11 protein-coding genes are annotated in these 12,024 nt (G+C 55.2%); 7 read left to right on the forward strand and 4 right to left on the reverse strand.

The features are described from left to right. Positions 1-26: 26 nt before the first annotated feature. Positions 27-710 (reverse strand): 2,3-diphosphoglycerate-dependent phosphoglycerate mutase, encoded by a 684-nt coding sequence (locus tag ACNAU7_RS04655; protein WP_416301048.1) that lies wholly within the window; start codon positions 708-710, stop codon positions 27-29. A gap of 148 nt (positions 711-858) precedes the next feature. Between ACNAU7_RS04655 and parC the strand changes: the two genes are divergently transcribed. The 4 genes from parC to ACNAU7_RS04675 all read left to right on the forward strand — a co-directional run bounded on the left by parC (position 859) and on the right by ACNAU7_RS04675 (position 7,139). Further along, complete coding sequence (gene parC, locus ACNAU7_RS04660) at positions 859-3,162, forward strand: DNA topoisomerase IV subunit A (protein WP_416301050.1); 2,304 nt, start codon at positions 859-861, stop codon at positions 3,160-3,162. 19 nt (positions 3,163-3,181) lie between these two features. After that, a complete protein-coding gene (locus ACNAU7_RS04665) occupies positions 3,182-4,774 on the forward strand; it encodes an ATP-binding protein (RefSeq protein WP_416301052.1) in 1,593 nt (530 codons plus the stop codon). Next, positions 4,767-6,284, forward strand: a complete 1,518-nt coding sequence (locus ACNAU7_RS04670; protein WP_416301054.1) for a sigma-54-dependent transcriptional regulator — start codon at positions 4,767-4,769, stop codon at positions 6,282-6,284. Before ACNAU7_RS04665 ends, ACNAU7_RS04670 begins: the two co-directional genes overlap by 8 nt. Before the next feature lie 102 nt (positions 6,285-6,386). Next, the gene (locus ACNAU7_RS04675) at positions 6,387-7,139 is read left to right on the forward strand and encodes a class I SAM-dependent methyltransferase (protein ID WP_416301056.1); all 753 of its coding nucleotides are present in this window, start codon (positions 6,387-6,389) and stop codon (positions 7,137-7,139) included. A gap of 744 nt (positions 7,140-7,883) precedes the next feature. Here the strand turns inward: ACNAU7_RS04675 and ACNAU7_RS04680 are convergent. The 3 genes from ACNAU7_RS04680 to ACNAU7_RS04690 all read right to left on the reverse strand — a co-directional run bounded on the left by ACNAU7_RS04680 (position 7,884) and on the right by ACNAU7_RS04690 (position 10,260). Beyond that, positions 7,884-8,090 (reverse strand): DUF2788 domain-containing protein, encoded by a 207-nt coding sequence (locus tag ACNAU7_RS04680; RefSeq protein WP_002212781.1) that lies wholly within the window; start codon positions 8,088-8,090, stop codon positions 7,884-7,886. 85 nt (positions 8,091-8,175) lie between these two features. Further along, on the reverse strand, positions 8,176-9,345 hold the full coding sequence (gene metZ, locus ACNAU7_RS04685) for an O-succinylhomoserine sulfhydrylase (protein ID WP_003714456.1): 1,170 nt from the start codon (positions 9,343-9,345) through the stop codon (positions 8,176-8,178). Positions 9,346-9,489: 144 nt separating this feature from the next. Then, positions 9,490-10,260 carry a hypothetical protein gene (locus tag ACNAU7_RS04690; RefSeq protein WP_003714457.1) on the reverse strand — a complete coding sequence of 257 codons (771 nt, stop codon included), beginning with the start codon at positions 10,258-10,260 and terminating at the stop codon, positions 9,490-9,492. Between the two features lie 99 nt (positions 10,261-10,359). On the opposite strand from ACNAU7_RS04690, the gene ACNAU7_RS04695 reads away from it, so the two are divergent. The 3 genes from ACNAU7_RS04695 to ACNAU7_RS04705 form a co-directional block, all read left to right on the forward strand. Next, positions 10,360-10,611, forward strand: coding sequence for an NGO1151 family protein (locus ACNAU7_RS04695; protein ID WP_003697566.1), 252 nt, complete (start codon positions 10,360-10,362; stop codon positions 10,609-10,611). A 51-nt stretch (positions 10,612-10,662) separates the two neighbouring features. Next, positions 10,663-11,469 (forward strand): basic amino acid ABC transporter substrate-binding protein, encoded by an 807-nt coding sequence (locus tag ACNAU7_RS04700; protein ID WP_196428874.1) that lies wholly within the window; start codon positions 10,663-10,665, stop codon positions 11,467-11,469. 19 nt (positions 11,470-11,488) lie between these two features. Then, positions 11,489-12,024 (forward strand): hypothetical protein (locus ACNAU7_RS04705; RefSeq protein ID WP_416301062.1); only part of this gene is annotated, 536 nt, incomplete at its 3' end.

Here is a 12,024-nt window from a genome sequence, read left to right on the forward strand (position 1 = left end):
CAGACGGCATTTTTTATTTCACACCCTTACAGGTAGAATTTTTCGATGACTTTCAAATTGTCGTCCAATTTGTACACCAGCAGCTGACCGGTCGGGATTTCCAAGCCCATGATGTCTTCGTCGGAAATGCCCTCGATGTGTTTTGCCAGCGCGCGCAGGGAGTTGCCGTGCGCCGCCACCAAGACGCGTTTTCCGCTCAAAATCGCGGGGGCGATTTGGTCTTCCCAAAACGGCAATACGCGCTCCAAAGTAACTTTCAAATTTTCGCCGTCGGGGATAACATCGGCAGGCAGATGGGCATAGCGGCGGTCTTTGTGTGCGGAAAACGCGTCATCTTTGTCCAAAAGCGGCGGCAGGGTGTCGTAGCTGCGCCGCCAGATGCGGACTTGCTCGTCGCCGTATTGTTCGGCGGTTTGTTTTTTGTCCAAACCTTGCAGTCGGCCGTAGTGGCGTTCGTTCAGCCGCCATGTTTTGATTTGCGGTACGAACAGTTGGTCGGATTCTTCCAAAACGATGTTGCAGGTCTTAATCGCGCGGGTCAGGACGGATGTGAAGGCGATGTCGAACTCATAGCCGTTTTCTTTCAGTTTTTTGCCGGCGGCGGCAGCCTCGGCAAGCCCCTGCTCGCTCAGCTTCACGTCGCGCCAGCCTGTAAACAGGTTTTTCGCGTTCCATTCGCTTTGTCCGTGGCGGATAAATACCAATTCCATATCGTCTCCAATGTGTGAAAGTGGGAAAGCCTTATTTATAACATATTTTCACATTTCCCGTATTTGATTCAGATTTAGACACGGCGCCCACTATGGTTTGCCGTTTTGATTTACAATAATGTCCTTTGCTTTACATTCCGCATACACAATGAATACGCAAGCGCACGCCCCACATACCGATTCCAACACGCTGATGCTCGGTCAATATGCCGAACGCGCCTATCTCGAATACGCCATGAGCGTGGTCAAAGGCCGCGCGCTGCCTGAAGTTTCAGACGGCCAAAAGCCCGTGCAGCGGCGTATTTTGTTTGCGATGCGCGATATGGGTTTGACGGCGGGGGCGAAGCCGGTGAAATCGGCGCGCGTGGTCGGCGAGATTTTGGGCAAATACCACCCTCACGGCGACAGTTCCGCCTATGAGGCGATGGTGCGGATGGCGCAGGATTTTACCTTGCGCTATCCCTTAATCGACGGCATCGGCAACTTTGGTTCGCGCGACGGCGACGGGGCGGCGGCGATGCGTTACACCGAAGCGCGGCTGACGCCGATTGCGGAATTGCTGTTGTCCGAAATCAATCAGGGGACGGTGGATTTCGTGCCGAACTACGACGGCGCGTTTGACGAACCGCTGCACCTGCCCGCACGCCTGCCTATGGTGCTGCTCAACGGTGCATCGGGCATCGCGGTGGGGATGGCGACTGAAATTCCGTCGCACAATTTGAACGAAGTCACGCAGGCGGCGATTGCGTTGTTGAAAAAACCGACGCTGGAAACCGCCGACCTGATGCAGTACATTCCCGCCCCCGATTTTGCCGGCGGCGGTCAAATCATCACGCCGGCGGACGAATTGCGCCGGATTTACGAAACCGGCAAAGGCAGCGTGCGCGTGCGTGCGCGTTATGAAATCGAGAAGCTGGCGCGCGGACAGTGGCGCGTCATCGTAACCGAGCTGCCGCCGAACGCCAATTCCGCCAAAATCCTTGCCGAAATCGAAGAACAAACCAACCCGAAACCGAAAGCGGGTAAGAAACAGCTCAACCAAGACCAGCTCAACACCAAAAAGCTGATGCTGGATTTAATCGACCGCGTGCGCGACGAGTCCGACGGCGAACATCCCGTGCGTCTGGTGTTCGAGCCGAAATCCAGCCGCATCGATACCGACACCTTCATCAACACGCTAATGGCGCAGACTTCGCTGGAAGGCAATGTGTCCATGAACTTGGTGATGATGGGACTGGACAACCGCCCCGCGCAGAAAAACCTGAAAACGATTTTGCAAGAATGGCTGGATTTCCGCGTCGTAACCGTAACACGCCGTCTGAAATTCCGTTTGAACCAAGTGGAAAAACGGCTGCACATCCTCGAAGGCCGTCTGAAAGTCTTTCTGCACATCGACGAAGTGATTAAAGTCATCCGCGAATCAGACGATCCGAAAACCGACCTGATGGCGGCGTTCGGACTGACCGAAATCCAAGCCGAAGACATTTTGGAAATCCGCCTGCGCCAGTTGGCGCGTTTGGAAGGGTTCAAACTCGAAAAAGAATTGAACGAATTGCGTGAGGAACAAGGCCGTCTGAATATCCTTTTGGGCGACGAAAACGAAAAACGCAAGCTGCTGATTAAAGAGATGCAGGCGGATATGAAACAATACGGCGACGCGCGCCGCACGCTGGTGGAAGAGGCCGGACGCGCCGTGCTGACGCAAACCACCGCCGACGAACCCATCACACTGATTTTGTCGGAAAAAGGCTGGATACGCAGCCGCGCCGGACATAACCTCGATTTGAGCCAAACCGCGTTCAAAGAAGGCGACCGCCTCAAGCAGACCCTCGAAGGCAGAACGGTTTTACCCGTCGTCATTCTCGATTCATCGGGCAGAACCTACACCCTTGATGCCGCCGAAATCCCCGGCAGACGCGGCGACGGCGTACCGGTTTCATCCTTGATCGAGTTGCAAAACGGCGCGAAACCCGTTGCGATGCTGACAGGATTGCCGGAACAACATTATTTATTATCGGGCAGCGGCGGCTACGGCTTCATCGCCAAGTTGGCTGATATGGTCGGGCGCGTGAAAGCGGGCAAAGTGGTGATGACCGCAGACAGCGGCGAAACCGTTTTGCCGCCGGTTGCCGTCTATGCCTCCTCGTTCATCAACCCAGACTGCAAAATCATTGCCGCCACCAGTCAAAACCGCGCCATCGCCTTCCCCATCGGCGAATTGAAAATTATGGCGAAAGGCAAAGGGCTGCAAATCATCGGATTAAACACCGGCGAATCGATGACGCATACCGCCGTTTCTTCCGAGCCGGAAATCCTGATTGAAAGCGAAGGCAGGCGCGGCGCGGCGCACAAAGACCGCATCCCCGTCTCCCTGCTTGAGGCAAAACGCGGCAAAAAAGGCAGACTATTACCCATATCGGGCAGCCTGAAACAGCTTTCTTCCCCCAAATAAACCCGGTTCCGCACATATTATGGTGATTTCCAACCCCCGCGAACTTGAAAAACTCAAAGACCGGATTCCCAATCTGATCAACATCATCCGCGTCGCCATCGTTTTCCCGCTGATGATTATGCACATCCTCGGGCTGGAAACCGGCAGCCGTGCGAACCTGCACGCTTCGTGGACGGCGTGGGCGTTTTATGTTTGGCTCGCCATTGCCTGCTGGCTGATTTTCTTTTCCATCATCCATCCGCATTGGCAATGGCAGTCGCTGAAAATGCCGCGTTTCAGCGCGGTGGCGGACATCACGATGATCGGCGTGCTGACCTACCTGTTCGGCGGCATCGATTCCGGCTTCGGCATCCTGATCCTGCCCTTCGTCGTCTGCTCCTGCCTGCTCAGCTACGGGCGTTACCCCCTGCTCTATTCCAGCTACGCCGCCATCCTGCTGATATTCAACGCCATTGCCGACGGCAATATCGGCAAATACCCGCTCATATCGGATACCCGTACCGCCTCGGCAACTTTCATCCTCGTCGCCGCCTCCTATCTTTCCGCCATCTTCACTTCCCTGTCGGTCAAATACATCGACAGCGCCGGCCAACTGGCCCGCGACAACCACCTCGCCTACCGGCGCATCAAAGGCTTGAGCCAAACCGTACTCGAACGCGTTCAGGAAGCCGTCGTCGTCATCAATACCGAAGGGCTGGCGGTGCTGTTCAACCGGAAGGCGAAAGACCTTTTCCCCGCGCTCGAAATCGGACGGCGCGCCGGCCTGTCCGATTCTGCCGCCGAACTGTGGGACCGAGCCTCTCCGCACAATTTCGAATACGTCCTCGGCACACCCGGCCTGAACGCCGGCATCCGCGCCGTTCCGGTCAACAAAGGGCCGGACAAGCTGCTCATCCTCTACATCCGCCCGCAGAGCGAAATTCAGGCGGAAGCCCTGTCCGTCAAACTTGCCGCGCTCGGACAACTGACCGCCAACCTTGCCCACGAAATCCGCAACCCGATGTCCGCCATCCGCCACGCCAACGACCTGCTGCGCGAAAATATGGAGGCAGGGGCGGCAGATCCGTTCAACGCCAAATTGTGCAAAATCATCGACGGCAACGTCTGCCGCATCGACAAAATGCTCGAAGACATTTCCTCGCTCAACAAGCGCAACAAAACCGAACGCGAAACTATCGGCCTGATACCGTTTTGGGAAGAATTCAAACAAGAGTTCCTGCTCGGCCATCCCGATGCCGTCGGCTGCATCCGTCCGGATATTCAAGGCGGCAGCCCGACCGCCTATTTCGATCCCGCCCACCTGCGGCAAATTATGTGGAACCTCGCCAACAACGCGTGGCGGCACAGCCGCAAACAGCCCGGCTCGATTTCCGTCACCATCCGCCCCGCACAAAAAAACACCGTCTGCATCCTTTTTGCCGACGACGGCGGCGGCGTACCGCCCGAAGTGCAGGAACACCTGTTCGAACCCTTTTACACCACGGCGGAAAACGGCACCGGCCTCGGGCTGTATGTCGCCCGCGAACTGGCACACGCCAACTTCGGCGATTTGACCTACCTGCCCGAAGCCAAATGCTTCAAACTCACATTACCGGAAAAAAACAATGACTGAACTGCAACATCCCGTCCTCGTCGTCGATGACGAAACCGACATTCTCGACCTTATGGAAATGACCCTGATGAAAATGGGGCTGCGCGTCCATACCGCGTCAGGCGTTGCCGAAGCCAAAAACAAGCTCGACAGCCAACGCTATTCGCTCGTCCTGACCGATATGCGTATGCCCGACGGCTCGGGGCTGGAAGTCGTCCAACACATCAACAGCCGTGCACTCGACATCCCGATTGCCGTCATTACCGCCTTCGGCAATGCCGATCAGGCACAGGAAGCCCTGCGTTGCGGCGCGTTCGACTACATCCAAAAACCCATTACCCTCGCCCGGCTGCGTTCCCTCGTCAAATCGGCAATTTCCGTTTCCGAAAACCAAAACAAAATCCCCGAACCGCCCGTTCGGACGGCATCCCCCGTTTCTTCCCCAATGCCGTCTGAAGCCCCGGAACCTGCAAACGCGATACCGGCGGCACCGCCCGTTTCCGCCGCCCTTCCCTATGCGGAACCCGATATGCCCCGCCTGCTCGGCAGCTCTCCGCAGATGGTCGAAATCCGCCACCTCATCCGCCGCCTCGCGCCCGGCAAAGTACCCGTCTATATTTCCGGCGAATCCGGCACGGGCAAGGAACAGGCGGCGCGCACCATACACGAACTGTCCGACCGCGCGGGCAAACCTTTCGTCGCCGTCAACTGCGGTGCGATTCCCGAAAACCTGATGGAAAGCGAATTTTTCGGCTACCGCAAAGGCAGCTTTACCGGCGCCGACAAAGACCACGACGGCTTCTTCCGCCACGCCGACGGCGGTACTTTATTTTTGGACGAAGTCGCCGACCTGCCCCTTTCCATGCAGGTCAAACTCCTGCGCGCGATTCAAGAAAAAGCCGTGCGCCGCATCGGCGATACCGCCGAGCAGCCCGTCGATGTCCGCATCGTCTGCGCCACCCACAAAAACCTCGAAGCCCTTGTCGGAAGCGGCGCATTCCGCCAAGACCTGTATTACCGCCTCAATGTCATCAGCCTCAATATGCCGTCCCTGCGTGAAATGCGCGAAGATTTGAAGCTGCTCATCCCCTACCTCCTGTACAAACACAGCCGCAACAACCGGCCTTACACACTCTCCCCCGCCGCGCAACAGATGCTCCTGAATTACAGCTATCCGGGCAATTTCCGCGAACTGGAAAACATCCTCGAACGCGCCGTCGCCCTGTGCGTCGGGCATACCGTGCAAATCGACGACCTGCAAATCCAAGATGTGCGCCACAAGCCCGTCCGGACGGAAACCGCCGAGCGCGCCGCCGATACCTTGCCGTCTGAAACAGCCGCCGCACCGTCCCGCGTCCTGCCGTTCGACCCCGATACCATGCAGATACAGGACTATCTCGACCAAATCGAACGCGACATCATCGAACAAACCCTCAAACAAACCGAAGGCAACCGCACGCAGGCTGCCAAACGCTTGGGCATCAGCTTCCGTTCGATGCGCTACCGTATGGAACGCCTCAACATCTGCTGACGGCAAAACGGCATCCGCGCCATCCCCGCCCACCCGAAAAATGCCGTCTGAAACGGCACGGGAAAGCGGGTTCGCCCCACGCCCGAACGGACACAAAACACTATGACCGACATCCTCATTGACGACACCGCCACCGAAGCCGTCCGCGCCCTGATACGGGCATTCCCCCTCGTGCCCGTTTCCCAACCGCCCGAACAAGGCAGCTACCTCCTTGCCGAACACGATACCGTCAGCCTCAGGCTTGTCGGGGAAAAGGGCGGCGTTACCGTCGATTTTGCCTCCGGTGCGGCACAATACCGGCGCACAAAAGGCGGGGGCGAACTCATCGCCAAAGCCGTCAACCATACCGCCAAACCCACCGTGTGGGATGCGACCGCCGGATTGGGGCGCGACAGCTTCGTCCTCGCCTCGCTCGGGCTGGCCGTTACCGCCTTCGAGCAGCATCCCGCCGTCGCCTGCCTGCTTTCAGACGGCATCCGCCGCGCCCTTCTCAATCCCGAAACGCAAGACACCGCTGCGCGCATCAAGCTCCATTTCGGCAATGCCGCCGAACAAATGCCCGTACTTGTTCAAACACAAGGCAAACCCGACATCGTCTATCTCGACCCGATGTATCCCGAACGCCGCAAAAGTGCCGCCGTCAAAAAAGAAATGGCCTACTTCCACCGGCTCGTCGGTGAAGCGCAAGATGAGGCCGTCCTCCTCCATACCGCCCGACAGACTGCAAAAAAACGCGTCGTCGTCAAACGCCCGCGCCTGGGAGAACACCTTGCCGGACAAGCTCCTGCCTACCAATACACCGGCAAAAGCACACGCTTCGACGTTTACCTGCCCTACGGAGCGGACAAGGGATAACGCCCATAAAACAAGACACCGAAAAATTTGCCGTTCTTATGCAAACGAGAAACCGGTTTTTGCGTTTCGACTGTTTTGGATAAGTCATCACACCTTAAAGTTTGTCATTCCCACGGAAGTGGGAATCCGATTCGTTCAGTTTTATAGTGGTTTTCGAGTTTCAGGCAACTTCCAAACCGTCATTCCCACGGAAGTGGGAATCCGGAAATGAAAAGCAACAGGAATTTATCGTAAATGACTGAAACCGAACGGACTAGATTCCCGCCTGCGCGGGAATGACGGGGCGGGAGGATGCCGTCTGAAATTCCGTCATTCCCGTGAAAACTGGAATCTAGAACTTCTGATTTTTCAGACGACTTTTGAACATTGCCGCTACCCAATGATCTGGATTCCCGCCTGCGCGGGAATGACGATGTAAAATTATCCGGGATTCAAAAAGACAGGCTTTCGCGTCCGTGGGAATGACTGCGGAAAGATGATTTTTATAGTGGATTAACAAAAATCAGGACAAGGCGACGAAGCCGCAGACAGTACAAATAGTACGGAACCGATTCACTTGGTGCTTGAGCACCTTAGAGAATCGTTCTCTTTGAGCTAAGGCGAGGCAACGCTGTACTGGTTTAAATTTAATCCACTATATTTTGTCATAAAAATCCGCACCTTAATCAGTTGGCGGTTAAATCAAACTTTTAGGGTGCAGATTACTTTTTATGATTTCAGACGGCATTTTGACAGGCCGCAAACCTATTTCGGCAATACCAAAAACTTAATCAATAACTCTTTGAACACAAAACCGAACACGCCCAAGCCCAAAACCAAAAACAAAATGGCGATGCCGAATTTGCCCGCTTTAGACTCCTTGCCCAAATTCCAAACGATAAAACCCAAAAAAATAATCAAACCGGTCAGGCAGATTTTCAACGCCCAATCGGCAAAAACCGCTTCATCCATATTTTTTCCTATTGTTGATGTGTATGCCATACGCGATAAGGGTTTCAGACGGCATCTACTGTCCAATGCCGTCTGAAACACGCAATCAGCGCGCGAGTGCCTGTTTCAAATCGTCAATCAAATCGCCAACATATTCCAAACCGACCGACAGGCGCACCAATCCGGGGCGGATGTTGGCGGCGAGTTTTTCTTCGGGCTGCATCCTGCCGTGCGTGGTTGTCCACGGATGGGTGATGGTCGAGCGTACGTCGCCGAGGTTGGCGGTTCGGGAAAAGAGTTCCACGCCGTCCACGACTTTCCACGCCGCTTCTTGGTCGGCGACTTCAAAGCCGATGACGATGCCGCCGCCGTTTTGCTGTTTGCGGATAAGCTCTGCCTGCGGATGGTCGGGCAATCCGGTGTAGTACACGGCTTGAACCTGCGGCTGCGCTTGCAGCCATTGCGCGATTTTCAGGGCGTTGTCGAACTGTTTTTCCATACGCAGCGACAGGGTTTCCACGCCGCCCAACAACTGCCATGCGTTAAACGGCGACATTGCCAGCCCGCAAGAGTTGCAGTAAACGGCGACCTGCGCCAACAACTCTTCCGAACCCGCCAACACGCCGCCCATCACGCGCCCGTGTCCGTCTATGGCTTTGGTTGCGGAGGAAACGGAAATATCCGCGCCGTGTTTCAAAGGCTGCGAGCCGACGGGCGACAGCAGGCTGTTGTCCACCACCAAGAGCGCGCCGATGCCGTGCGCCAATTCCGCCAAGGCTTCCAGGTCGGCTACTTCGCCCAAGGGGTTGGACGGCGTTTCCAAAAACAGTAGTTTGGTGTTGGCTTTGACGGCGGCTTTCCATTCGTTTATATCGGTCGGCGACACGTGGCTCACTTCGATGCCGAATTTGGTAACGATGTTATTGATAAAGCCGACGGTCGTGCCGAACAGGCTGCGGCTGGAAACCACATGATCGCCCGCCTGCAAAAAGGTGAAAAACGCCGCCTGAATCGCAGACATACCCGTCGAAGTGGCGACCGCGCGTTCCGCACCTTCCAAAGCGGCGATGCGTTTTTCAAAGGCGGCGGTGGTCGGGTTGGCGGTACGGGTATAAGTGAAGCCTTTGATTTTTTTTGAAAACAAATCGGCGGCGTGTTGGGCGTTGTCCCACATGAAGCTGCTGGTCAGGAACAAGGCCTGATTGTGTTCGCGATATCCGGTTTGTTCTTTGCCGCCGCGTATGGCGAGCGTTTGCGGATGAAGTTTTTTGCTCATCGGTAATTCCTCGGTTTTGTCCGTTCGGCAACGGGGCGCGCGCCCGTTGTTTAATTTGTTAATATTTTGCGCCCGTTCCGTGCGCCTTTCAAGTCGGACGGGCAGGAAAATGCCGTCTGAAACGGCTTTCAGACGGCATTGCAATCAGCGTTTGTATTTTAACTCGTACTTGATGTCGTTAAGGATTTTGCGGACATCGTGTTCCAACACGTCTTCGACTACCGCCCCCGCCTGCTCGTGCAGCATCTGCTGGAGCTGGTAGGTAAAAACCGCCATCTGCTTCTGCACCGCCGTACGGATAATGCCGTTGACGGTATCGGTCAGATGCGGGCGCAGGCGTTTGATCAGCCGTTCGGTCAGCTCCTGTTCGGACAGGCAGAACACTTCGCGCCGGTTGACGGCTTTCGGGTTCAGGATATTGATTTGGACGGGCATCAACGTTTCTTCCGCATCGTTTTCCCCGTTTTCCGAAACCGCCGGCTCATTCGTGCCGGATTCTGCCGCATCGGCGTTTTCCCCGCCTTCAATCTGTGCAGTTTCAAATTCGACGCAGTCTTTTTTGGCATCGAACCGGATTTTACGCCGCGATTCGATGTGTTTTTCCGAAACCGACATTTGCAGGGAAGCCTGCGCGTTGAGCCAGTTTTCCTGAAGAATAACCATCGGGTCGGTTTCGACTTCCTCGCCGCATTCGGCAACGGCGGCATTGTGCTCCTCCTGCCATTTTTGCAGATACGCCTTTAACACACGGTTTCGGCTTGCATCGTCCAATTTCGGCGCGGACACGCTCTTTGCCGCTTCGGAAGTTTGAACCGGCGGCACACGGTCGGGCGCGGTATTCATACGGCGCGTCCGGCGCAGGTTTTCCAGGCGTTTTTCCCAATTCGGCTCTTTATCCTGATTGTTCGTATCCATTTTTTCGGCTTCCGGTCCTTAATCTTTGCAGGCGGACAAACCCCGCCTGAAGCGCGTTTGATATAATCGCGCATTTTAACAGATTCGCGAGGATACATCATGAGCAGCATCGAACAGCGTTTGGAATATCTGGAAGAGGCGAACGACGTGCTGCGTATGCAGAACCACGTCCTGTCCACCGCATTCAAAGCCTTAATCCGCGCTCTTCCCGCAGACACCGCCGAAATCGCGGTCGAGTCGATTCAGCTTGCATTTGAAGACGCTTTGGCGGAATTGAGCTATGAGGACAGCCCGCATACGGATTTGTTCCACGACGTTACTTATGCGTTTTTCCGTGAAAAAGAACGTTAATTTTATGTTAAACTGATTTTTTAGGCTTTTTGATTACCGAAAGGAATTTTGATGAATATGAAAAAATGGATTGCCGCCGCCCTTGCCTGTTCCGCACTCGCGCTGTCTGCCTGCGGCGGTCAGGGTAAAGATGCCGCCGCGCCTGCCGCCAACCCTGACAAAGTGTACCGCGTGGCTTCCAACGCCGAGTTTGCCCCCTTTGAATCTTTAGACTCAAAAGGCAATGTCGAAGGCTTCGACGTGGATTTGATGAATGCGATGGCGAAGGCGGGCAATTTTAAAATCGAATTCAAACACCAGCCGTGGGACAGCCTTTTCCCCGCCTTGAACAACGGCGATGCGGACGTTGTGATGTCGGGCGTAACCATTACCGACGACCGCAAACAGTCTATGGACTTCAGCGACCCGTATTTTGAAATCACCCAAGTCGTCCTCGTTCCGAAAGGCAAAAAAGTATCTTCTTCCGACGATTTGAAAAACATGAACAAAGTCGGCGTAGTAACCGGCTACACAGGCGATTTCTCCGTATCCAAACTCTTGGGCAACGACAATCCGAAAATCGCGCGCTTTGAAAACGTTCCCCTGATTATCAAAGAACTGGAAAACGGCGGCTTAGATTCCGTAGTCAGCGACAGCGCGGTCATCGCCAATTATGTGAAAAACAATCCGACCAAAGGGATGGACTTCGTTACCCTGCCCGACTTCACCACCGAACACTACGGCATCGCGGTACGCAAAGGCGACGGGGAAACCTTAAAAGTAATGAACGATGCGTTGAAAAAAGTACGCGAAAGCGGCGAATACGACAAAATCTACGCCAAATATTTTGCAAAAGAAGGCGAACAGGCCGCGAAATAAGCCCGCCCGTCCGAACACAATGCCGTCTGAAGCCCTTTCAGACGGCATTTTTTATTGTCTGTGCCGTTTTGTGTCGGGATGGCAATGTCGGCGGCGCGGCATTGTTGTGCCGCCATTTGGGTTTTCAGACGGCATCGGGGGCTTCGGACGGCATCGGGGTTTCGGTGGGCTGAAGCCCACCCTACAATATAAAAAAATACCGCCAAGCGGTACGGACACAGAAACAATGGCAGGGCGTAATGGTAGGGTGGGCTTCAGCCCACCGCTTCAGACGGCATCAAATGCCTTGTCGGGCTTCCGACGGCATTCGGGGTTTGGTGGGCTGAAGCCCACCCTACCATTACTAACAAACCACCCTGACAAACCGCCCCGACAAACCAAACCGCCGCGCCTTAAACAAATCCCCCCGACAAAAAAAACAATCCGGAACGCGTCTGACCGTTCCGGATTGTTTTCAGGTGGCATCCGCGCATCAGAACATACTGCGCACGCCCATATTGACCTGCCAATTCTGGCGCATCGTGTGCATCGAAGACCTTTGCGCCTCAAAATAAA

It is taken from the genome of Neisseria sp. LACPHL-SPEC-2024-00856 (assembly GCF_047915665.1).
Classification (GTDB): domain Bacteria; phylum Pseudomonadota; class Gammaproteobacteria; order Burkholderiales; family Neisseriaceae; genus Neisseria; species Neisseria polysaccharea.

Coding starts and splice junctions, on each gene's coding strand:
- ACNAU7_RS04655 (WP_416301048.1), bottom strand. CDS start 710: ATGGAATTGGTATTTATCCGCCACGGACAAAGCGAATGGAACGCGAAA.
- parC (WP_416301050.1), top strand. CDS start 859: ATGAATACGCAAGCGCACGCCCCACATACCGATTCCAACACGCTGATG.
- ACNAU7_RS04665 (WP_416301052.1), top strand. CDS start 3,182: ATGGTGATTTCCAACCCCCGCGAACTTGAAAAACTCAAAGACCGGATT.
- ACNAU7_RS04670 (WP_416301054.1), top strand. CDS start 4,767: ATGACTGAACTGCAACATCCCGTCCTCGTCGTCGATGACGAAACCGAC.
- ACNAU7_RS04675 (WP_416301056.1), top strand. CDS start 6,387: ATGACCGACATCCTCATTGACGACACCGCCACCGAAGCCGTCCGCGCC.
- ACNAU7_RS04680 (WP_002212781.1), bottom strand. CDS start 8,090: ATGGATGAAGCGGTTTTTGCCGATTGGGCGTTGAAAATCTGCCTGACC.
- metZ (WP_003714456.1), bottom strand. CDS start 9,345: ATGAGCAAAAAACTTCATCCGCAAACGCTCGCCATACGCGGCGGCAAA.
- ACNAU7_RS04690 (WP_003714457.1), bottom strand. CDS start 10,260: ATGGATACGAACAATCAGGATAAAGAGCCGAATTGGGAAAAACGCCTG.
- ACNAU7_RS04695 (WP_003697566.1), top strand. CDS start 10,360: ATGAGCAGCATCGAACAGCGTTTGGAATATCTGGAAGAGGCGAACGAC.
- ACNAU7_RS04700 (WP_196428874.1), top strand. CDS start 10,663: ATGAATATGAAAAAATGGATTGCCGCCGCCCTTGCCTGTTCCGCACTC.